This is a genomic window from Curtobacterium sp. MCBD17_013 (genome assembly GCF_003234565.1).
Taxonomy (GTDB): Bacteria; Actinomycetota; Actinomycetes; order Actinomycetales; family Microbacteriaceae; genus Curtobacterium.
This window is the reverse complement of the sequence record NZ_QKTU01000008.1, coordinates 1-19,803: the sequence shown is the minus strand read 5'-3', so window position 1 is coordinate 19,803 and position 19,803 is coordinate 1. Positions and strand designations below refer to the sequence as shown.

Genomic DNA, 19,803 nt, shown 5'->3' with positions numbered 1-19,803 from the left:
CGATCTCACGACCGAGACGGCCACCGTGCTCGTCCGCGGGGACGGGAGCGTCCGTGCGACGCTGCCGTCGGACGGGACCGACGGCGCGACGGCAGAACTCGAGGTCCTGCGCGGTGACTTCGCGCGCGTCATGCTCGACTCCCTGCCTGCCGACGTCACGTTCCACCACGCGGAACAGATCGAGCACGTCGACGACCTGGCGGACAGGGTGCGGGTGACGACCAGGTCGGGCCGGACCCTCGACGCCGACCTGCTCGTGATCGCCGAGGGCGTGCGGTCCACCACGCGCGACCTGCTCTTCGACGACGTGCGTCGTGACGACCTCGGCGTCACGATGGTGTTCGGCACGATCCCGCGCACCGACGCCGACGGCGACCGCTGGCGCTGGCGCTGGTACAACGCGGTGCGCGGGCGGCAGGTCCACCTCCGGCCCGACAACCACGGCACGACAACCACGGCACGACGCGCGCGATCCTCGCGCACGGCCGCGGCGAGGACATCACCGGACTCGACCGCGACGCCGTCATGGCCCACCTCCGCGACCGGTACGACGACGCCGGCTGGGAGGCGCGGCGCGTGCTGGACGGGTTCGCCACCTCCGACGTCGACGTCGACCAGCTGACGCAGATCCGCATGCCGACGTGGCATCGCGGCCGGGTCTGCCTGGCCGGCGACGCGGCGTGGTGTGTCACGCCGATGGGCGGTGGCGGCGCGTCGCTCGCCCTCACGAGCGGGTACGTGCTGGCGGCATCGCTGTCCGACCCGGGGACCCGGACGCTCGACGACGCGCTCGCGGTGTACGAGTCGTGGATGCAGCCGCTCGTCGTCGACGCGCCCTAGCGTGGCGTACTGGCCGCCGACCGCCAGCCACTCCAGGCGAGGGACACCCCGTGCCGGCGTCCGGAGCGGGTGCCATCCGGGGTGACCTCGACCCGCGGTGACCCCCACAGGGTCCGGAACGAGCGCGAGGTGGGCACGTCCCGCGTGGAACGCTCCCGCGATGAGCAGCACCATGCGGGCGCGGACCCCGCCGGTCGATGACGTCGTGGGCCAGCGTCGGCGGGCGTGGACAGGGACGGGGTCCCCCTGGTCGGACGCCCTCGTGGTGGCCGCCATCGCGACGCTCGTCACCGGAGCCGGCTGCTGGGTGCCGTCCGCGACGTGGGACGAGGGTGCGACGGTGAGCGCGGCGACCCGGTCGTGGTCGGAGCTGTTCGCCCTGGCCCGGACCGTCGATCTCGTGCATCTGGCCTGGTACGCGACGATGCACTGCTGGTTCGACCTCGTCGGGTACTCGCCGCTCGCGCTCCGCGCCGTGTCGGTGCTCTGCGTCGGTGCGACCGCCGGGCTCGTCACGGTGCTCGGTCGGATGCTGCTCGATCGATCGGCCGGGCTGCTCGCGGGTGCGTTCTTCGTGCTCCTCCCGCGGGTCACGCTGTCCGCCACCGACGGACGGTCGGGCGCTGCCTCCGCGTTCGTCTCGGTCCTGCTCACCCTGGTGCTCGTGACGGTGGCCGGTCGCCTCCTGCGCGAGCATGGGGAGGACCCGCTCGGACGACGGCCACGGACGACGCTGCTCTGGACCCTGTACGGCATCATGGCGGTGCTCGCGGTCGTCGTGTTCCTGCACGACGCGCTCATGCTGGTCGTGCACGCGATCGCCGTCGCGGTGTGGGCGACCCGCTCCCCGGACCGCACCGCGAGCCGACGCCTCGCCGTCGGCTTCGTGAGCGCCGCGGGTGGGGCCGCGGTGGTGTGCGTGCCGTTCGTCCGGATGGCGGCCGCGCAGGTGGGCCAGGTCTCCTGGCTCCATCGCCCCGACCTCGGCACGGTCAAGCAGATCGTCGTCGAACAGTGGTTCTCCGCCGATCCGCCGTTCGCGGTCCTCGGCGTGCTCCTGGTGGGTCTCGGCCTGGCGCGGTGCTGGCGGGAGCGGTCGACGACCGGCCCGCTGCTCGTGGCGTGGCTCCTGGTCCCGACGATCATGCTGCTCGCGGTGTCCGTGGTCTGGACGCCCGTCTACCAGGCTCGGTACCTGGCCTTCTGCAGCCCGGCCGTCGCGCTGCTCGCCGCCGTGGCGATCCGTGGCTGGCGTCCGAGCCGGATCGTCGTGGTCCTCGTGCTCGCGGCGGTCCTCGCGGCGCCGGCGTACGCGCGACAGCGCACCGAGGAGGGCAAGGACACCGACTGGGCGCGTGTGGCCCGGGAATCGAGCGCGGTGCGTGCGGCGCCGAGGACCACCGCCGCGCTGTACGGCGACGTCGAGGGGGACGCGGACTCGACCCTCGACGTCATCCCCCTGCTCTACCCGGATTCGTTCCCGGGCGCGGTCGACTGCAGAGCCGGGCGCTCCGCCGACACGCGCGACACGCTGTTCCCGAGTCGGCGGCCCCTGTCGCAGGCACTCCGGTGCGCCCGAGGGCACCGGACGGTCTGGCTGGTCACCACCCGGGAGGACCGGCCCTGGCGATCGCGGATGATCGCGGCCCTGACGTCGGCCGGGTACCGCGTCGACGTGCCCGACCGCGGCGGCGCCACGAGCGTGATGCGGTTCCACCGTGACCACGAGCACGCATCTGCTCGTGGTCGATGATCCGACCCGGACCCCACCGGTGGCGTAACGGGCGTCGCATCGTGCAGCTGTGCGCCCCGGGGCCGCCAGTCAGCGCTTGCCGTTGCCGGTCGCGTTCCCGTGCCCGTTCCCGTGCCCGTCCGCAGCGTCCTCCACGACGTTGCCGACGCCCTTCCCGGGGTGCTGCTTCACGGTGCCGGCGGCAGTGGTCGGCGTCGCCACGGGCACGGTCGGCTCGGGCTGCGGCACGGTCGTCGGGGTGACGGACGGCTGCGGCGCGGGCTCGGCGGTCTGGGCCGGCTGGGTCGGCTGGGCCGGCTCACTCGGACCGCTGCTCGGGGCCTGGGACGGCAGGGGCGACGTCACCGGCCCGGACGTCATGGTCGTCGCGGTCCCGGTCGGCTCCGGGGTCGCCGGACCCCGCGACCGGACGGCGAGCGCGACGAGGACGCCGATGACGACGAGCGCGGCGACGACCGCGACGACGATCCACGCGGTCCGGCGGCGCCGCGCGCGCTCGGCTCCCGAGCCCGACGGGCCCGGTCCGTCCGGCCCGGCACCACCACCGCCGGATCCCGCGCCACGTCCACCGGATCCCGCGCCGCGTCCGCCGGCCCCGCCGGCCCTGGCGCCGCCTCCACCCCCACCGTCGGCACCAGCCACGCCGCCACCGAGCACGGCGGTCGGTGCGTCTGCCCCGCCGCCCTGGGTGCTGGTCAGCAAGCGCGTCGGCGCGTCTCCGGTGGGCATCGCCCGCGTCGGCGCGTCCATCGCGGCCGTCGGACGGTCCGCGTGCGCGGCGTCCGCGCCCATGGCGCCGACCGCGGCGCCGGCCACCCCGGCAGCCGCACCGGCTGCGGCGGCGGCCCGCCCCGGACCTCCCGGTCGATCGAGCAGGGCAGTCGGCGCGGCGGCCGTGTCGACGTCGCGGCCGAGGGCGCGGAGTCGGGCGGCGACCTCGGCGGCGGTCGGCCGATCCTCCGGCGCCATCGCGCTCATGGTGTGGAGCAGGGTGCGCCACGCGACGGGCAGCGACGGATCGATCTCGGGGGCCCGGGTCAGTCGCGCGGTGGCGGACTCCATGACGCCGCCCGGGAACGCCTGCCGTCCGGTGAGCGCCTCGAGCAGCAGCAGCCCGAGCGCGTACACGTCCGCCTCGCCGGTGAGCTCCTGGTTCGTCACCTGCTCGGGCGCCAGGTACGCGGCCGTGCCCATGACCATGCCCGTCCCGGTCAGCCGGGCGGCGTCGCGGAGCAGGGCGATGCCGAAGTCCGCCAGCTTCACTCGGAGGCCGCCCGGTGCTGTCGCGTCGTCCTCGATCAGGACGTTCGCGGGCTTGACGTCGCGGTGGACGATGCCCTGCGCGTGGACGGCGGCGAGCGCGTCGGCCACCTGCGCGCCGATGTGCGCGACGACGCCCCGCGGGAGCGCACCGTCGCGCATGCGGGTGGCCAGGTCGGTGCCCGGCACCAGTTCCATGACGAGGAACGACTCACCGTCGCCGTCGGCGATCGCCGCGTCGTACAGGGTGACGAGCGAGGGGTGCCGGAGGCTCGCGAGGACGCGGATCTCGGCTTCGGCCCGGCTGCGCTCACCGTGGTCGACGGGCCCGGTGCGGAACACCTTGACGGCGACCTCGCGCCCGAGCTGCTCGTCGACCGCGCGGTACACGGTCGCCATGCCGCCGTGGCCGAGCGTCCCGAGCACCTGGTAGCGGCCGCCGATGGTCCGTGGGGCACGTCCGTCGTCGCTCATGCTGCCCAACGCTACCGAGGCAGGGGCCGCGTGGTTCCGAGCGGGACGGAAGCACTGCCGGCCAGGCCCTCGCGTGCGACGGCGTAGGAGGGTTCACGGAGGGCGCGGGTCCACGGGTAGGTCCCACTCCCCGGGAGCGGTCGCAGCATCAGGTCGAACCGCGTGCCGGTGTCCGTGTCCGTCGTGCCGGCGTCGCGGGCGAGCACCAGTCGCGCGAAGGGGTGCCACACGCCGAGGGGTTCCGCGTGCAGGAGCTCGAGGACCCACGAGCCCTCGTCGAGCACGGCTGCGCTGGCGCTCGGATCGGACGGCAGCGTCGGTCCGGGCAGCGCACGTGCGGCGACGAGCACGGGGCCGAGCGCGCCGCGGTACGGCACCAGGGACGTGAAGCGGAGACCGTCGGGGGTGCGGGCAGGGCGGAGCATCCAGCGATCCGGCAGCCCGAGCCCGGTGGCCGCGAGCAGGAGGTCTGCGGGCCCGCCCGGGGTGGTGGCGCGGACAGCGAGGCCCCAGATGTCGGGCAGCACCGCCGGCAGGCCGATCCCCCGCGACAACCGTGCCTCGACGACCTGGCCATCGGCAGCGCCGTCGTCGATCCACCCGATGCCACTGGGCTCCGCACGTCGGTACCAGTCGATCCGCCCCCGCAGTGCGACCCCGTGCGGGTGGACCGGGCGGCCGCGACGCGCCGCTCGGACGGCAGCGATGCCCGCCGCGGCGAGCGCGCCGGCCGCGGCGGCGAACGGTACTCGGCTGGCGTCCTCGGTGTGCATGTGCCCACGATGCCAGCGCTCCCCGCACGCGCCGACAGCGGGGCGCGGGGCGCGGTTCCGGCGTGACGGGATCGGATCAGCGTCGTGCAGCTCGGCGGTCGTCGGCCTCAGATGACGTAGGTGGCGAAGAGCGGCCCGTACGTCTGGCCGTTCCCGGGGACCGGGTCGCTCCCCGGGGCCCCGACCGCGGCGGCCTCGACGAGCACCTGCCCGTTGTTGGTGCGCAACGGCAGGGCCCGGTTCGGGATGTGCGCCGAGTGCTCGAGGGTGAAGCTCGCCCCGGTAGGGATCGGTGCGTCCACGCGGTACTCGCGCCTGATGCCGACCGCCCCGCCGGGGAAGGTCGCGGGACCCGTCGGGACGACGTTGCCGGTCGTCAGACCGATCGCGGCACCGTCCGCGCCGACGCCGACCAGTTCGATGGCCGACACGATGGTGGCGCCCCCGATCGAGATCGTGCCGAACGTGTACGTGAGCAGGGACCCCGCGGGCAGTGGCACGCTGCCCGCGTTCCGGATCACACTGCGGAACGTGTAGGTGCCGTTCACCCGGTACGCGGGTTGCCCGCTGATCGTCGTGCCGGGGCCCTGCAGGAACGGCCATGTCGGTCCGCCGGCACTGACCACGGCGATGTCGAAGGCCGGGACCACCGTCCGGGTGGCACTCGCCGGGGCGATGCCGCTCACGGTCGCGGTGAGCGTCACGGTCCCGGCTGCCGTCCCCGCCGTCAGGTCGGTCGCCCGTGCGGTCCCCGAGGCGTCCGTCGTCACCGTGCGCTGCGTCACCCCGGGCGCGCCGAAGAAGGCGGGCCCGGAGACCCGGAGGACGATCGTCTCGCCAGCGACGGGCTTCCCGTCCGCGCCGACGAGCACCGCGCGGCCGTCCGACAGATCACCGCCCGTCGGCCGTTGGTCGGGCTCGTCGAACACCACGTGGAGGATCGCTCCAGCACTCGCCGCCGCTGCGGGCGTGGTCGCGCTCAGCGCGATGGCCGGGATGCTCCATGCCGCTGCACCCACCAGCGTGCGGCGTGCGATCGTCTGCGGGCGCCCGTCGGGGCCCGTCCGCCGCTCGTCGTCGTCGCTCATCCGGTCGTCCACCTCTCGTCGTCGGACTCCGGCCCGTGCCGGAGGTGATCGGAACGGTAGGTGCACAGGGCGCCGAGGACGACCGGGTCCGCGGTGGATCCCCACGTCGACGGGGATCCACCGGATCTCGATCACTCGCCGTGTCAGCCGACGTCGGGTGATCACCGGGGAGCGCCTCACCCTCCCCGGCGAGTGCCGCGCCGCCTACTTGGCCGACGCGTAGTCGTCGGCCACCGCGACCTGCAGCGGGAACTCGACGGGGAAGTCCCCGAACAACAGGCGCCCGGCATCGGCGGCCGCGGACCGGACGTGCTCGACGACACGGTCGGCGTCGCCTTCGGGCGTGTGCACCATGATCTCGTCGTGCAGGAAGAACACCAGGTGCGGGCCGGCGGTGACCGGTCCGGGCCACTCGGCCATCAGGCGCGTCCGGAGCCCGGCGAGCCAGGACAGCGCCCACTCGGCGGCGCTCGCCTGCACGACGAAGTTCCGGGTGAACCGACCCCAGCTCCGCCCACGACTCCGCGCCGCCCGTTCGAGTGCCGGTGAACCCTCGGCCGAGAACGCGTGGGCCTGGGCGGCCAGCTGGTCGGGGGACGGTGCCGGCGAGGTCCGCCCGAGCCGCGACGTGACGACCTCGCCCCGCTCGCCCGCCCGGGCCGCTGCCTCGACGAGCGCGAGCGCCCTCGGGTACGCCCGCGCCAGCCGGGGCACGAGCCGTCCGCCCTCGCCCTGGGTGGCGCCGTACATCGCGCCGAGCATCGCGCCCTTGGCCTGCTGCCGGGTCTCGACCGCACCCGAGGCGACCACGCCGTCGTACAGGTCGCGGCCCCGCCCGGCCTCCGCCATCGCACGGTCCTGCGCGAGCGCGGCGAGGACACGGGGTTCGAGCTGCGCCGCGTCCGCGACGACGAGTTTCCAGCCGGGGTCGGGGACGACCGCGGCCCGGATCTGCTTCGGCAGCTGCAGGGCTCCGCCGCCGCTGGCCGCCCACCGTCCGGAGACGACACCGCCGACGACGTACTCCGGGTGGAACCGGCCGTCCTCGATCCACTCGTCGAGCCACGTCCAGCCGTTCGCGGTGAGCAGCCGGGAGCGCCGCTTGTAGTCGAGCAGCGGTTCGATCGCCGGGTGGTCGTGGCGCGCGAGCTCCCACTTGCGCGTGGACTCGACGACGAGCCCGGCCCGGCGGAGGGAGCGGAGGACGTCCGCGGGCGAGTCGGGGTTGAGCGCGGGGTCGTCGAGCCGTTCTCGCAGCACGGCGGCGAGGTCCTCGAGCCGCTGCGGCCGGACGCCGTACGGCACGCGGGGGCCGAGCACGTCCTCGAGGATCCGCTCGTGCACGTCGACCCGCCACGGCAAGCCCCCGAAGCGCATCTCCGCGGCGACGAGCGCCCCGGCCGACTCGGCCGCGAGCAGCAGTCGGAGCGCGCGCGGATCCCGGGACCCGGCCACGGCCTCCTGTTGCACGCGGAACTCGGCGACGGGATCGGCATCGGACACCGGATCTGCAGCGATCCGTCCGGTGGACGACGGCCCCGACGCGAAGATCGAGTCGTCGAACAGGGCGTCCGCGCGCGGTGCGGGGGTGGCCTCGCCGGGGTCGTCCCACCAACCGTCCGGCGCCGTCGCGAGCGGCGAGCCCGCGGTCGCGACCGCGGTGCGCAGGATCCGGTGACACAGCCGCAGGTCGACGCAGCGCGCGACGCGGCCGCCCGCGGCGAGCACCTGTGGGTACCAGCGGGCCGTGTCGTCCCACACCCACCGCACGCCCGGCGCTTCGTGTGCCGCGATCCAGGCCGGGAGGCCCGCCGCGGCCACGTGCACCGGCGCGCCCTGGGCGGTCCCCGCGTCCGACAGGACGGTCGCGAGCGCGCCGCCGTCGACGCGGTTCAGGACGATGTGCACCCGTCGATCATGCCCGGAACCACCGGCACGACCGGCACGGTCAGCCCTCCTCGGCTCCGACGAGGTACTTCCGAAGAGAGCCGTCCGCGAGCACCGTACGCACGACGGCGGGGTCGTGCAGGGCGTGGCGGTCGAGCGACGACGGGCGACACATCGGGTGAAGGTCCAGCCGCCGATGCCCCGACCCCCGTGCCCGACGCGGACTGGGTGAGGACCGGATGTGACCATGCCCGGACGCTTCCCGACCCCCTCCGACCGAACTGGAGCACAGATCCACATGAGCGACGACCGACCCGACCAGCAGCAACCCCGCACCCTCTCGCCGGCGACGGCGTCGGAGGATCGATTAGGGAGTCCCAGCCGTCGCTCGATCGTCCTCGCGGGGGCGTGGAGCGTTCCCGCGATCGCCCTCGCCACCGCGACCCCTGCACATGCGGCCAGTGACAGCGCCACCATCACGGTCTCGTTCGCCGATTCCGCGCCTCGCGCACCGGGTTCCTCGCTCGCCGACGGGACCGCGACCGTCCGCTCCGGCAGCGGAGTTCCGTTGCCGAACGAGACCGTCGTCCTCACGGTCTCCGGACCCGCCTCCTTCGGCTCCCCGGGGACCACCACGATCACGGTCACCACCGACGCCGCAGGCCAGGCGACTGCCGCCGGTCTCACCGCGGGCACGACCAACGGCACGGTGACGCTCACTGCGACCGTGACCGGTGCGGGGACTGCCACCGCCACGATCAGCGTCCTCCATCAGGGTGTGCTCCACCAGGAGGCCGCGGTCCGGTTCCCGGCGGCGACCGGCGCGTTCACCGCACTCGCCTCGAACAGCACGTCGAACAACCGGTACGGCGTCGCTGGCGTGACGTCGACCGGCGAGGTGTGGACTTACTACTCGGGGACGAACACGGTGCGACGGGTCGCCACCGGTGCCGATCCGTCGATCGCGCCGGCGATCGCCCTCCGGGGGAACTCGAACGACAGCTTCACCCACTACGTGAAGGGAGGCGTGGCTTTGAACGACAATGGCTCACCGCTGTTCCCCGGGGTACCGGGACCGTTCACGCACCTGACCGCGACGAGTACTGCGGACAACCTGTACTGCGTCGTCGCGGTGACGTCTGCCGGTGCCGTCTGGCGGTACTTCTACGGCAACACGTCCTCCAGCGTGGCGCAGGTCGCGTCGGACGCGGATCCGACGATCCCGCCGGTGTCGGCGATCAGATCCGTCAGCAGGGACTCCTCGCAGGTCTTCGTGACCCGGGACGGCGTCCTCCACTCCCGCAGTACTGCAGACGCGACTCCCTTCCCGACGACGGCGCGGTTCGTGGGCGCGTCGGCGACCAGCACCCTGGCCAACCACTACGCGTTCGTCGCCGTGACGTCCACCGGCGAGGTGTGGCGCCTCGGCTACCGCAGCAGCGCGCCGACCCTCATCGACCGCGTCGCCACCGGCGCCGACCCCACGGTCACACCGGTGGTCGGGATCCGCTCCGACGCCAACGACCACGTTCCCGTCTGGGTCGGGACGGACGGCCGGGCGTACTCGACCTGGTCGAGTACGCCTGTCTTCCCGGCGGCGACCGGCCGCTTCACGCATCTCGCCGCGGACGCGGAGGCGCACAACCGGTTCGCGGTCGTGGGGGTCACGACGACCGGTGAGGTGTGGCGGTGGCACTACGGCGGGAACAACTCCAGAACCGACGACTACACGCGTGTCCTCACCGGTGCGGACCCGGCGATCGCACCGGGTGTGGGACTGCGCGACGACTCGAACGACTCCGTCGCGTTCTCCGTGACCGGGGCGTCCGCCTGAACCGGACGCATTTCGTCATTCTCGAGTGGCGCGGGAATGGGCGCGGTCCAGGCTGGGTTTCAGGAACGTCCGCGAACGCACCGAGGGAACCCCATGCACCACCTGAGAACCGCCACCGTCGTCGCCGCCACCGCGGCACTCGCACTCGCACTCACCGGGTACTCCGGCGCCACGGGGACCGCGCCGGCGAGCGCCGCCAGCAGCACGAAGGGCGGGACGCTCCACATCCTGACCACCGCGACGGCGGTGCACCTCGATCCCGCGACGAGCCAGAACCTGTCGACGACGACGCTCGGCCTGGTCGTCCGACGCCTCACCACGTGGGACATCCGGCCAGGGAAGACCGCGAAGGTCGTGCCGGACCTCGCCACGACCACGGGCACGCCGAGCGACGGCGGGAAGACCTGGACCTACCACCTGAAGAAGGGGATCGAGTTCCAGGACGGCACCCCGATCACCAGCCAGGACATCAAGTACGGCGTCGAGCGCTCCTTCGCGCCGACCCTCACCGGTGGCCTGAGCTACCACAAGTCGCTGCTCGTCGGCGGCTCGAGGTACCAGGGTCCGTTCGACGGCGGGCAGCTCGACAGCATCGCGACGCCCGACGACCGCACGATCGTGTTCCACCTCGATGCGGCCTACGGCGACTGGCCGTGGATCGCGTCGATGCCCGCGTTCGCGCCCGTGCCGCAGGGCAAGGGCGACCCGAACACGTACGACGCGAAGCCGGTCGCGTCGGGCCCCTACCAGGTGCAGTCGAACCAGCAGGGCTCCCAGCTGACCCTCGTGCGGAACAAGCACTGGAGCGCCGGGACGGACACGGTGCGCACCGCGGGCCCCGCGAAGATCGTGTTCGAGGAGAGCCAGGACGAGTCGACCGTGACCCAGAGCCTCATCGCCGACTCGGGTGACGCGAAGGACTCGTTCGCCGCCACCTACCTCGGGGCCGCCGAGCTCAACCAGGTCCGCCAGAACCCGTCCGCCGCGTCGCGCGTCGCCACGTCGAAGGCCGGTCCGATCACGTACCTCGCCATGAACACGCAGCGTGGCGCACTGAAGGACCTCCAGGTGCGCAAGGCCCTGGAGTACGCGACCGACAAGCGCGCCTTCCGGATCGCCGCCGGTGGCGCCCAGGCGGGCACGTACGCGTCGACGCTCATCACACCGGGCATCGCGGGCCGCAAGTCGTACGACCTGTACAAGGCGCCGGCGTCCGGGAACGTGAAGAAGGCGAAGGCGCTGCTCAAGGCGGCGGGCCAGAAGGACCTGCACTTCACGCTCCTGACGCAGAACGACCCGTCGTACCTCGCCCAGGCGCAGGCGCTCCAGCAGGGGCTCAAGCGCGCGGGCATCGCGGTGACGCTCAAGCCCGAGGACGTCGACAGCTTCTACACCGACGCCACGAACGACTCGTCGTACGACCTCGTCCTGTACGGCTGGCAGCCGGACTTCCCGAGCGCGAACGCGAACATCCAGCCGCTGTTCGCCTCGTCCCAGATCGGGAACGGCGGGTACAACGTGTCGCACTACAGCAACAGCGACGTCGACGCCCTCATCACGAAGGCGACGGCGACGGTGAACCGCTCGAAGGCGAACGCGCTGTGGGCCCAGGTCGACCGTCGCATCATGCAGGACGCGCCGATCGTGCCGCTGACCTACGCGAAGCAGTCGTTCCTCCGCGGCTCGGACGTCCAGCACTTCTTCGTGCCGGACTTCCCCGCGTACCCGAACTACCTCAAGGTCACGCTCGCCAAGTGAGCGAGGACCGCACCGCGCCCGTCCTCGACGTCCGGGGGCTCCGTGTCGCCTTCGGCCGCGGTGCCCCCGTCGTCGACGACATCACGTTCGCCCTGCACCCCGGCCGGGTCCTGGCGCTCGTCGGCGAGTCCGGTTCGGGCAAGTCCGTCTCGGCGATGAGCGTCCTCGGGCTCCTGCCGTCGACCGCCGCGGTGTCGGGGAGCATCCGCTTCCGGCGCACGCCCGACGCGGAGCCCGTCGAGCTCGTCGGGGCGGACGCGGACGTCCTCCGCAGCGTGCGCGGTGCGGGCATCGGCACCGTGTTCCAGGAGCCGATGGGGTCGTTCACGCCCGTGCTGTCGATCGGCACGCAGATCGCCGAGGCCGCCCGTGCGCACCGGTCCGGCGCTGACGTCGTCGCCCGGACGGAGGCGCTGCTCACCGCCGCCGGCATCGCCGACCCCGCCCGGGTCCGGCGCGCGTACCCCCATGAGCTGTCCGGCGGGCAGCTCCAGCGCGCGATGATCGCGATGGCGCTGGCGGCCGACCCGGTCGCGCTCATCGCCGACGAGCCGACGACCGCACTCGACGTCACCGTGCAGGCCGGGATCCTCGACCTGCTCCGCCGCCTGTGTCGCGAGCGTGACCTCGCCGTGCTCCTCATCACCCACGACATGGGCGTGGTCGCCGACGTGGCGGACGACGTCCTCGTCATGCGGGCCGGGCGGGCGGTCGAGGCGCAGTCGGCCGCCGACCTGTTCGCGGCGCCGCACGCCGCCTACACCCGCGAGCTCCTGGCCGCGGTCCCCGTCCTCGGCGGGCCGAGCCGGGCCTCCCGGCCGGACGCGGAGACGCGGCCCACCACCGGCACGTCGTCGTCCGGACCGAGATCCACGGCCGGGTCCACGGACCGGGAGGTCGTGGCCCGCCTGACCGACGTCGCCATCACGTACGGCGGACGGCGCGCGACGCCCGCCGTCGCCGACATCGACCTCGCGATCCGCTCGGGCGAGGTCCTCGGGCTCGTCGGCGAGTCCGGCTCGGGCAAGTCGACGATCGGGCGGGCGCTCGCCGGCCTCGTCCCGGTGTCATCCGGGACCGTCGAGGTCTCCGGCACGGATCTCCGGCGCGCGCGGCGGCGGCGGCTCCGCGCGGTCCGCAGCCGCGTCGGGTACGTGTTCCAGGATCCCGCGTCCTCGCTCAACCCCCGCGCGACGATCGGGTGGAGCATCGCTGAGCCGCTGCGCCTGCACACCGACCTCGGCGAGACCGCCCGCCGGGCCCGGGTCCGCGAGCTGCTCGAGGCCGTGCGTCTCGACCCCGCGTACGCCGACCGGTTCCCGCACCAGCTCTCCGGCGGGCAGCGGCAGCGCGTGGCGGTGGCGCGCGCGCTCGCCCTGCACCCGGTCCTCCTGATCGCCGACGAACCGACGAGCGCGCTCGACGTCACCGTGCAGCGCACCGTGCTCGACCTGCTCGCGACGCTGCAGGCGGAACTCGGGTTCGCGTGCCTGCTCATCAGCCACGACCTGGCCGTCGTCCGGCAGCTCGCCGACGAGGTCGTCGTGCTCCGCCGCGGCCACGTCGTCGAGCGCGGCACGGCGGCCGAGGTCCTCGAGGACCCGCAGGACCCGTACACACGCATGCTGCTCGCCGCCGCCCCCGTCGCGGACCCGATCCGCCAGGCCGAGCGGCGGTCCACCTGGCGCCGGCTCGTCGCCGCCGGTGGCACGACCGAGGAGGCCCGCGCATGACCGCGAACGTCGTCGACCGCCCCGTCGCCCCCACGCCCGCCGCCACCGGGTTCCGCGCCGTCGCCCGCCGCGTGGGCCGGGACCGCTGGGCACTCGCCAGCGCGATCGTCATCGTCGTGTTCGCGCTCGTCGCGATCGGCGCACCGCTCATCGCCGGACTCAGCGGGCAGGACCCGTACCGGTACCACCTCGGGACGCTCACCGGGTTCGGCGCACCGAAGGGCACGGGCGGCGGGATCAGTGCCGCGCACTGGTTCGGCGTCGAGCCGCTGACCGGCCGCGACCTGTTCGCGATCGTCACCTACGGCGCCCGGACCTCGCTCGGGGTCGGGATCGCCGCGACGATCCTGTCGATGGTGCTCGGCGTGCTCGTCGGCGTCACCACCGGGTTCTTCGGCGGATGGTACGACCGCGGGATGAGCCGGGTCGTCGACGTCATGTTCGGGTTCCCGTCGCTCGTGTTCATGATCGCGCTGACCGCCATCGTGCCGAACCGGTTCCCCGCCCCCGTGCTCGTCGTGCTCGTCATCGGGTTCTTCGGCTGGCCGGCCGTCGCCCGGGTGATCCGCGGGCAGACACTGTCCCTGCGGCAGCGGAACTTCGTCGTCGCGTCGACCGCGATGGGCGCCGGTTCCTGGCACGTCATCATCCGCCAGCTCCTGCCGAACCTCGCCGCGACGATCACCGTCTACGCGACGATCTCGATCCCGAGCATGATCGGGGCCGAGGCCGCCCTGTCGTTCCTCAGCGTCGGGGTGACGCCCCCGACGCCGTCCTGGGGCCGCACCATCGGCGACGCCGTGGGGTGGGTGCAGACCGACCCCATGTACCTCGTGTTCCCGGGAGCCGCCCTGTTCGTCATCACGCTCGCGTTCAACCTGCTCGGGGACGCCCTCCGCGACGCCCTCGACCCGCGCCGGACGGAGGTGTCGCGATGAGGACCTGGCGCTTCGTGCTGTTCCGCGTCCTCGGCGCGATCGTGGTGTTGTTCGTCGTGGCCGCGGTCACCTACGCGCTGTTCACCCTGCTGCCGACGAACGCCGCCCGCGCGATGTGCGACAAGCCCTGCACGCCCGACCGCCTGGCGCAGGTCAAGGCGTTCATCGGCACCGACCTGCCCTGGTGGCAGCAGTTCCTCGACTACCTGTCGGGCATCTTCGTCGGGCGGCACTTCGGCAGCGGCTCGACCGCCGTGGTCTGCGGCGCACCGTGCTTCGGGTACTCGTTCCAGCTCCACCAGAGTGTCACGACGCTGATCCTGTCCCGCCTGCCGGTCACGGCCTCCATCGCGATCGGCGCCGCCGTGCTGTGGCTCGTCGCGGGTGTCGCCGGCGGCACCGTGTCCGCGCTCCGGCGTGGATCGGTCCTCGACCGGGCGGTCATGACGATCGCCGTCGGTGGGGTCTCGGCGCCGGCGTACCTCGTGGGACTGTTGGCGATCCTCCTGTTCGGGTTCGTGCTCCGGATCCTGCCGACCGGCGGCTACGTCGCGTTCACCGACGACCCCGTGCAGTGGTTCCTGCACCTGCTCCTGCCCTGGTGCGTGCTCGCGTTCATCAGCGCCGCCATCTACGCCCGACTGACCCGCGGCGAGATGCTCGAGGTGATGGGCCAGGACCACATCCGCACCGCCCGCGCCAAGGGCCTGAGCGAGTCGCAGGTCGTCGCCCGGCACGGGCTCCGCACCGCGATCCTGCCCGTCGTGACCCTGTTCGGGCTCGACCTCGGCACCCTGCTCGGCGGTGCGGTGATCACCGAGAAGGTGTTCTCGATGCAGGGGCTCGGCGCACTGCTCATCGACGCGGTGCACTCGCTGGACCTGCAGGTCGTCGTCGGGTTCACGCTGTTCGCGGCGTTCCTGGTCGTCACCGCGAACGTCATCGTCGACCTGGTGTACGGGGTCGTGGATCCGCGGGTGCGCACCGGGCGCTGAGGTCGAGCGGCGCGCCCCACCCGGGTCCCGGTTCCTCCGCCGTCGGACTTCCCCGAAGCACGGTCCGATCTGAACCAGGTGACCGAGGGCCGACACGGGCAACGCGACCAGATCAGCCGGTCCGCCGTGTGCCGTGACCTCGGCCAACCGTGTCGCTCCGCACCGGTCTCCTCATCGTCGCACCCGCGCACCCGACCAGAACCAGGCGCTCGTCACGAACACGACGACCGCGAAGAAGAAGCCGAGCGCGTCCGTTCCCCCGTCGTACGTCCGGGCGTCGACGGCATGAACGGTCCCGACGACGAGGACGACGCCGACCACCGCCAGGAGCATCGCGGCACCCCGGAGCACGAGCGCCCGCGTGTTCGACCGGTCTGAGCGCGCCGCCGGCTGGACGTCGTACCGCGACAACCACCGGCGACTCCGGAGAACGGACTGACCGATGCCCGCCACCGCGCAGATCAGAGCCCCCAGGTCGAAGAGCACCATCGCCCACGGAGTCCTGTTGAACCAGAGCGCGGCACCGACGGCCATGACCAGCCCCAGGAGCGCCACCCAACGGGTCAGTGTCCACAGCAGTCGCCACATGCCGTACCCTCTGTCTCCCGGGCCGTGCCCTCAGTCCTCCGTGTCGACGCCACCCGGTCGCACCGCCGCGGTGTCGGCGACATCGATCCGGGTCATGCCGTCGCCACGGTCCTCGGTGGTGATCCGCGGGGCCGCATCCGCCTCGGTCGACCCCGAAGCCCGGGTGAGCTCGTCGTGGCGCCGCTCCGAGAACGTCATGTCCACGCCGTCGTCGGGCGTCTCGAGGGGATCGCGAGCATCCGTCATACGAGGAACGGTACCCGCCGCTGCACGAGTCAGGTGAGTGAGCAGCCCCGATGCCACCAGCTCCCAGCTCCAGCTCGTCCACCACATGGCCGGGACGACGGTCCATGAGGAGCATGGTTGCTCGTTAAATTTAACACCAACATCTGCCGGATGTGCTAAATTTATCAAGTGCGCTCACCTCTCACGAACCCGTTCCAACCGGGTTCCGACGTGGTTCCAGATGTATGGGCTGGTCGTGTCGAGCAGTTGGCCGATTGGCGGGACGTCGTTCGCCCGCGTCGTCATGCGGGCCTGTACGAGACAGGCCGAACCATCCTCGGTGAACCTGGTACCGGCAAGTCGAGCCTGGTACGCCGGATCGCACGCGATGCCGCAGAGGGCGGCGACTGGGTCACCCCCCAACTGCGCATACCTGCCGGTGCTGATCCGTTGAAGATCGTCGCGTCCGCAGTGCTGCGGCTGGCCGACAAGGCCGGCCTCCTGGCAACGAGTCGGCAACGGGTCCTGGACGTCCTCGCGCGAGTCGAACAGATCGCGGTGTCGGGGTTCTCCGTCGCGGTGCGCGGAGAAGCAGGACCAGAGCCGTTCACCGCACTGTTCGACCTGCTGGTCGAACTCGGGCAGGCCGCCATCGCGCAGAACACCGTGGTGTTGATCCACATCGACGAGGTGCAGAACATCACCGACGAGGCAGCGCTGTCGCAGTTGCTCATCGCTCTCGGTGACGCGCTGTCGCACCAGGTCGAGGTCACGGCTCCGGGCGGTGTCCTCGTCGAGCGACACCTGCCCCTCGCCGTGTACCTGACGGGGCTGCCGGACTTCGAGGACATGGCCGGCGCTCGGAAGGGCGCCACCTTCGCCCGGCGATTCCGCACCATCACGCTTGCCGCCCTCGACGAGGCGGATCTCCTGCAGGCGCTGCAGCCATTCGTGTTCGACGGTTGGGCCACCCCCGACGGGAACGGCGGTCTCGAATCCATCCAGATGAGTTCCGGGGCTGCGAGAGCCGTCGTGGCTCTCTGCTGCGGGGAGCCGTTCCTGTTCCAGCTCGCCGGTCAACGCGCCTGGAATGCAGGGAGCGCCTCGACCATCTCCCAGGAGGAGGTCGTGGCCGGGTGGCGCGGAGTTCAGGGTGAGGCCTCGGCACACGTCGAGCGCATCCTGAACCGGCTGCCGGCTCGTGAACACGAGTTCGTCGAGGCGATGGCGGCGCTGCCGCCGGCCGACCGCACGCTGACGAAGATCGCCGCCCAGATGGGCATGACCTCCGCGACGAAGGTGGGGCCGTTCTCGCAGCGACTGGACACGGTCCGCGGGATCATCGACCGGGGCAAGCCCTACTCGTTCCGCAACCGTGCCGTCGAGGCGTACCTGACGACGGACTGGCCGCGCGTCGACTGACCCAGCCCTCCTGGCGACTCAGCCCTTCGTGCCCGTCGACCAGATGCCCGTCGAGCCCTTCTTGAGCACGACGTTGCCGTTGCCCTGCACGACGAGCGTCGTGCCCGACCCGGCCCGGCTGGTGTTCGACGCCCACCGCGCCTTGCCCGAGGTGTCGTAGACCACCAGGTTGCCGTCCGCCTGCAGGCTCATGTACGCGCCGTGGTACTTGCTCGTGTTCGTCGCCCAGCGCGCTCGGCCGCCGATGTACATGACGAGGTTGCCGTCGGCCTGCATGATGAACTGCCGCGTGCCCGAGCCGTCCTGGATGAACTGGCCGCCGGTCAGCGTCACGGGCGCCTTGAGGGTGTCGCGGCCGGACAGCCCCGTGTGCCAGAGCACCGTGCTCCCCCTGGTCAGACGGAGGTCGCCCGTGTTCGTGACCGCCAGGACAGCCCCGCTGCCCTTGCCGCTCGTGCGGGACTGCCACACCGCCTTCTGCGCGGCCGTGTAGATGACCGCGTTGCCGTCGGCCTGCACCGCGAGCGAGGTCCCACCACGGCCGTTCGTCCCGGACGACCAGAGCGCGCGCCCGTTGCCGTACAGCACGAGGTTGCCGTCGGCCTGCATCGTCAGCGTGTACTGCTGGTTCGGCGACGTGATCGAGTGGCCGACGGCGAGGGTCGCGGGCGCGGTCAGCGAGGTGCTGCAGCTGCTCGTCCCGGGCAGCGCGGTCGCCAGGGCCGCCCAGTTCGGGGAACCGAGACCGGTCGCCATGTCGTAGCCGGTGGTCGCGTTGTAGAGCAGGTTGTTGCCGCTCGTGACGTCGCGGAAGTCCCCGCGGTTCCCGTAGAGCGTCGCGTGCACGTCGCCGACGCCGGTGCTGCAGCCGAGGCTCGACAGGGTGGCGGCGAGCTGCCCCGCCATGATCGGCGCCGCCGCGCTCGTCCCACCGCCGAGGACCCAGCCGCCCTCCGCGCCGATGTAGACGCCGGGGCCGGTGTCGGGATCGGCCACCGCGCTGATGTCCGGTACCAGCCGCGTGCTGCCCGGGAGGCCCACACCGCTCTGGTACGTCGGCCGCGCGGTCCGGGTCGAGGACCCACCACCGCTGCCGACCGCGTCGGCCCGGTCGCTCCAGGCGGTCTCGCGCCAGCTCGTGCCGCTGCCCGTGAGGTTGGTCCCACCGACACCGACGACCGACGGCAGGACGGCCGGGAAGTCGACGTCGGGCGTGCTCGAGGTCCCGCCGCCGCAGTCGTAGGCGCCGTCGTCACCCGAGGCCGCGAAGGTGGTGGCACCGGCGACGACCGCGCGATCGATGGCGTCCTGGACGGCGCTCTCGAACGACGAGGACAGCGACGACTCGCACATCCCCCACGAGGTGCTCAGCGCGACGATGCCACTGCTCGTGACGTCGGTCGCGACGCGGTCGTACGCGTCGTAGATGCCCTGGGCCGAGTTCGGCGCGACGTAGATGCGCTGGGACGCCTTCGGCGCGGTGGCGAAGAGCATCTCCTGGTCCAGGGCGACCTCGGAGCCGCCACCGTCGACGGACGTGGTGGTGGAGGCGCCGTCGACGGCGACCTGCGTGATCGACGGCAAGGTGACGCCCACGGCGTTCGCGTAGGTGGTCAGATCGCTCTTCGACCAGCCGGAGAACTGCACCGTGGCGATCGTCGTCCCGGCACCGGTGCTCCCGGAGCGCGTCACGCCGTAGGCGCTGGCCAGGTCGGCCGGGGTCCTGCCGCCGGGGAGTGCGTGGTGCTCGAACACCGGGCGCTGGTCGAGGCCGAGCACGGTCGTCACCGCGCCGGACAGGCCCGACGGCAGGTCCAGCGCAGTCGTCGGGTGCAGGGTGTCCCCCTTGCCCGCGAGGTCGACGCCGAACACGGACTCCGCCTGGGCGACCGTGCCCGAGACCTGGACGTCCCACGTGTCCTGTGCGGTGACGTGGAGGCCCGCCGCACGGAGTGCGTCGACCACGTCGTCCCGGGTGTCCGTGGTCGGGGCGACGTCGGTGAGCGCGTCGTTCCGCTGGGCCTTCGTCATGGTGTCCGCCCGGCGGACCAGGTCGCGGAGTTCACCGCGATCGGACGGCTGCAGCACGACCGTCATGTCGATCGGAGCACCGGTGGGGGCCGGGGCCGTCGCGGTCGCGGAGGGGGCGGGCGTCGTGGCCGAGGGGCTCGGCGACGCGGTCGGCGCGGCCGATGCGGTGGCCCCGGACGCGGCCGGCGCGGCCGAGGGCGCGGC

At 72.8% G+C, this 19,803-nt stretch carries 16 protein-coding genes; 9 read left to right on the top strand and 7 right to left on the bottom strand.

The window, feature by feature from the left end:
- Positions 1-25 precede the first annotated feature (25 nt).
- From DEI81_RS09950 to DEI81_RS09945, 3 genes are all read left to right on the top strand, one after another.
- Positions 26-622, top strand: a complete 597-nt coding sequence (locus DEI81_RS09950; protein ID WP_220035669.1) for an NAD(P)/FAD-dependent oxidoreductase — start codon at positions 26-28, stop codon at positions 620-622.
- On the top strand, positions 577-840 hold the full coding sequence (locus tag DEI81_RS16405; protein ID WP_220035668.1) for an FAD-dependent monooxygenase: 264 nt from the start codon (positions 577-579) through the stop codon (positions 838-840). Before DEI81_RS09950 ends, DEI81_RS16405 begins: the two co-directional genes overlap by 46 nt.
- Positions 841-1,000: 160 nt before the next feature.
- The gene (locus DEI81_RS09945) at positions 1,001-2,593 is read left to right on the top strand and encodes a hypothetical protein (protein ID WP_111010570.1); all 1,593 of its coding nucleotides are present in this window, start codon (positions 1,001-1,003) and stop codon (positions 2,591-2,593) included.
- Between the two features lie 69 nt (positions 2,594-2,662).
- Here DEI81_RS09945 and DEI81_RS09940 read toward each other — a convergent pair whose 3' ends face one another.
- From DEI81_RS09940 to DEI81_RS09925, 4 genes are all read right to left on the bottom strand, one after another.
- The gene (locus DEI81_RS09940; RefSeq protein ID WP_111010569.1) at positions 2,663-4,327 is read right to left on the bottom strand and encodes a serine/threonine-protein kinase; all 1,665 of its coding nucleotides are present in this window, start codon (positions 4,325-4,327) and stop codon (positions 2,663-2,665) included.
- Positions 4,328-4,338: 11 nt separating this feature from the next.
- Complete coding sequence (locus tag DEI81_RS09935) at positions 4,339-5,100, bottom strand: hypothetical protein (RefSeq protein WP_258368619.1); 762 nt, start codon at positions 5,098-5,100, stop codon at positions 4,339-4,341.
- Between the two features lie 107 nt (positions 5,101-5,207).
- On the bottom strand, positions 5,208-6,188 hold the full coding sequence (locus DEI81_RS09930) for an invasin domain 3-containing protein (RefSeq protein ID WP_146244070.1): 981 nt from the start codon (positions 6,186-6,188) through the stop codon (positions 5,208-5,210).
- Between the two features lie 204 nt (positions 6,189-6,392).
- Positions 6,393-8,096 (bottom strand): bifunctional 3'-5' exonuclease/DNA polymerase, encoded by a 1,704-nt coding sequence (locus DEI81_RS09925; protein ID WP_258368618.1) that lies wholly within the window; start codon positions 8,094-8,096, stop codon positions 6,393-6,395.
- Positions 8,097-8,373: 277 nt separating this feature from the next.
- Here DEI81_RS09925 and DEI81_RS09920 point away from each other — a divergent pair, with 277 nt between their 5' ends.
- From DEI81_RS09920 to DEI81_RS09900, 5 genes are all read left to right on the top strand, one after another.
- Positions 8,374-9,909 carry a hypothetical protein gene (locus tag DEI81_RS09920; RefSeq protein WP_111010566.1) on the top strand — a complete coding sequence of 512 codons (1,536 nt, stop codon included), beginning with the start codon at positions 8,374-8,376 and terminating at the stop codon, positions 9,907-9,909.
- 93 nt (positions 9,910-10,002) lie between these two features.
- Positions 10,003-11,667 (top strand): ABC transporter substrate-binding protein, encoded by a 1,665-nt coding sequence (locus DEI81_RS09915; protein ID WP_111010565.1) that lies wholly within the window; start codon positions 10,003-10,005, stop codon positions 11,665-11,667.
- On the top strand, positions 11,664-13,400 hold the full coding sequence (locus DEI81_RS09910; protein ID WP_111010564.1) for an ABC transporter ATP-binding protein: 1,737 nt from the start codon (positions 11,664-11,666) through the stop codon (positions 13,398-13,400). Before DEI81_RS09915 ends, DEI81_RS09910 begins: the two co-directional genes overlap by 4 nt.
- A complete protein-coding gene (locus DEI81_RS09905) occupies positions 13,397-14,338 on the top strand; it encodes an ABC transporter permease (RefSeq protein WP_111010563.1) in 942 nt (313 codons plus the stop codon). Before DEI81_RS09910 ends, DEI81_RS09905 begins: the two co-directional genes overlap by 4 nt.
- Complete coding sequence (locus DEI81_RS09900) at positions 14,335-15,333, top strand: ABC transporter permease (RefSeq protein WP_111010562.1); 999 nt, start codon at positions 14,335-14,337, stop codon at positions 15,331-15,333. Before DEI81_RS09905 ends, DEI81_RS09900 begins: the two co-directional genes overlap by 4 nt.
- Positions 15,334-15,504: 171 nt before the next feature.
- Here the strand turns inward: DEI81_RS09900 and DEI81_RS09895 are convergent, their stop codons facing one another.
- Together DEI81_RS09895 and DEI81_RS09890 are read right to left on the bottom strand one after the other, a co-directional pair.
- Positions 15,505-15,921: a hypothetical protein gene (locus DEI81_RS09895; RefSeq protein ID WP_111010561.1), complete on the bottom strand. Its 417-nt coding sequence runs from the start codon at positions 15,919-15,921 to the stop codon at positions 15,505-15,507.
- Between the two features lie 30 nt (positions 15,922-15,951).
- Positions 15,952-16,167 carry a hypothetical protein gene (locus DEI81_RS09890; RefSeq protein WP_111010560.1) on the bottom strand — a complete coding sequence of 72 codons (216 nt, stop codon included), beginning with the start codon at positions 16,165-16,167 and terminating at the stop codon, positions 15,952-15,954.
- Between the two features lie 168 nt (positions 16,168-16,335).
- Between DEI81_RS09890 and DEI81_RS09885 the strand changes: the two genes are divergently transcribed.
- Positions 16,336-17,568 (top strand): ATP-binding protein, encoded by a 1,233-nt coding sequence (locus DEI81_RS09885; RefSeq protein WP_111010559.1) that lies wholly within the window; start codon positions 16,336-16,338, stop codon positions 17,566-17,568.
- Positions 17,569-17,586: 18 nt separating this feature from the next.
- Here DEI81_RS09885 and DEI81_RS09880 read toward each other — a convergent pair.
- Positions 17,587-19,803: protease pro-enzyme activation domain-containing protein (locus tag DEI81_RS09880; protein WP_146244069.1), on the bottom strand; the 2,217-nt coding region annotated here is incomplete at its 5' end.

Excerpts from the sequence above, each read along its gene's own strand:
- DEI81_RS09930 (WP_146244070.1), bottom strand. The coding sequence starts at position 6,188 with ATGAGCGACGACGACGAGCGGCGGACGGGCCCCGACGGGCGCCCGCAG.
- DEI81_RS09940 (WP_111010569.1), bottom strand. The coding sequence starts at position 4,327 with ATGAGCGACGACGGACGTGCCCCACGGACCATCGGCGGCCGCTACCAG.
- DEI81_RS09935 (WP_258368619.1), bottom strand. The coding sequence starts at position 5,100 with ATGCACACCGAGGACGCCAGCCGAGTACCGTTCGCCGCCGCGGCCGGC.
- DEI81_RS09895 (WP_111010561.1), bottom strand. The coding sequence starts at position 15,921 with ATGTGGCGACTGCTGTGGACACTGACCCGTTGGGTGGCGCTCCTGGGG.
- DEI81_RS09945 (WP_111010570.1), top strand. The coding sequence starts at position 1,001 with ATGAGCAGCACCATGCGGGCGCGGACCCCGCCGGTCGATGACGTCGTG.
- DEI81_RS09900 (WP_111010562.1), top strand. The coding sequence starts at position 14,335 with ATGAGGACCTGGCGCTTCGTGCTGTTCCGCGTCCTCGGCGCGATCGTG.
- DEI81_RS09920 (WP_111010566.1), top strand. The coding sequence starts at position 8,374 with ATGAGCGACGACCGACCCGACCAGCAGCAACCCCGCACCCTCTCGCCG.
- DEI81_RS09915 (WP_111010565.1), top strand. The coding sequence starts at position 10,003 with ATGCACCACCTGAGAACCGCCACCGTCGTCGCCGCCACCGCGGCACTC.
- DEI81_RS09890 (WP_111010560.1), bottom strand. The coding sequence starts at position 16,167 with ATGACGGATGCTCGCGATCCCCTCGAGACGCCCGACGACGGCGTGGAC.
- DEI81_RS09905 (WP_111010563.1), top strand. The coding sequence starts at position 13,397 with ATGACCGCGAACGTCGTCGACCGCCCCGTCGCCCCCACGCCCGCCGCC.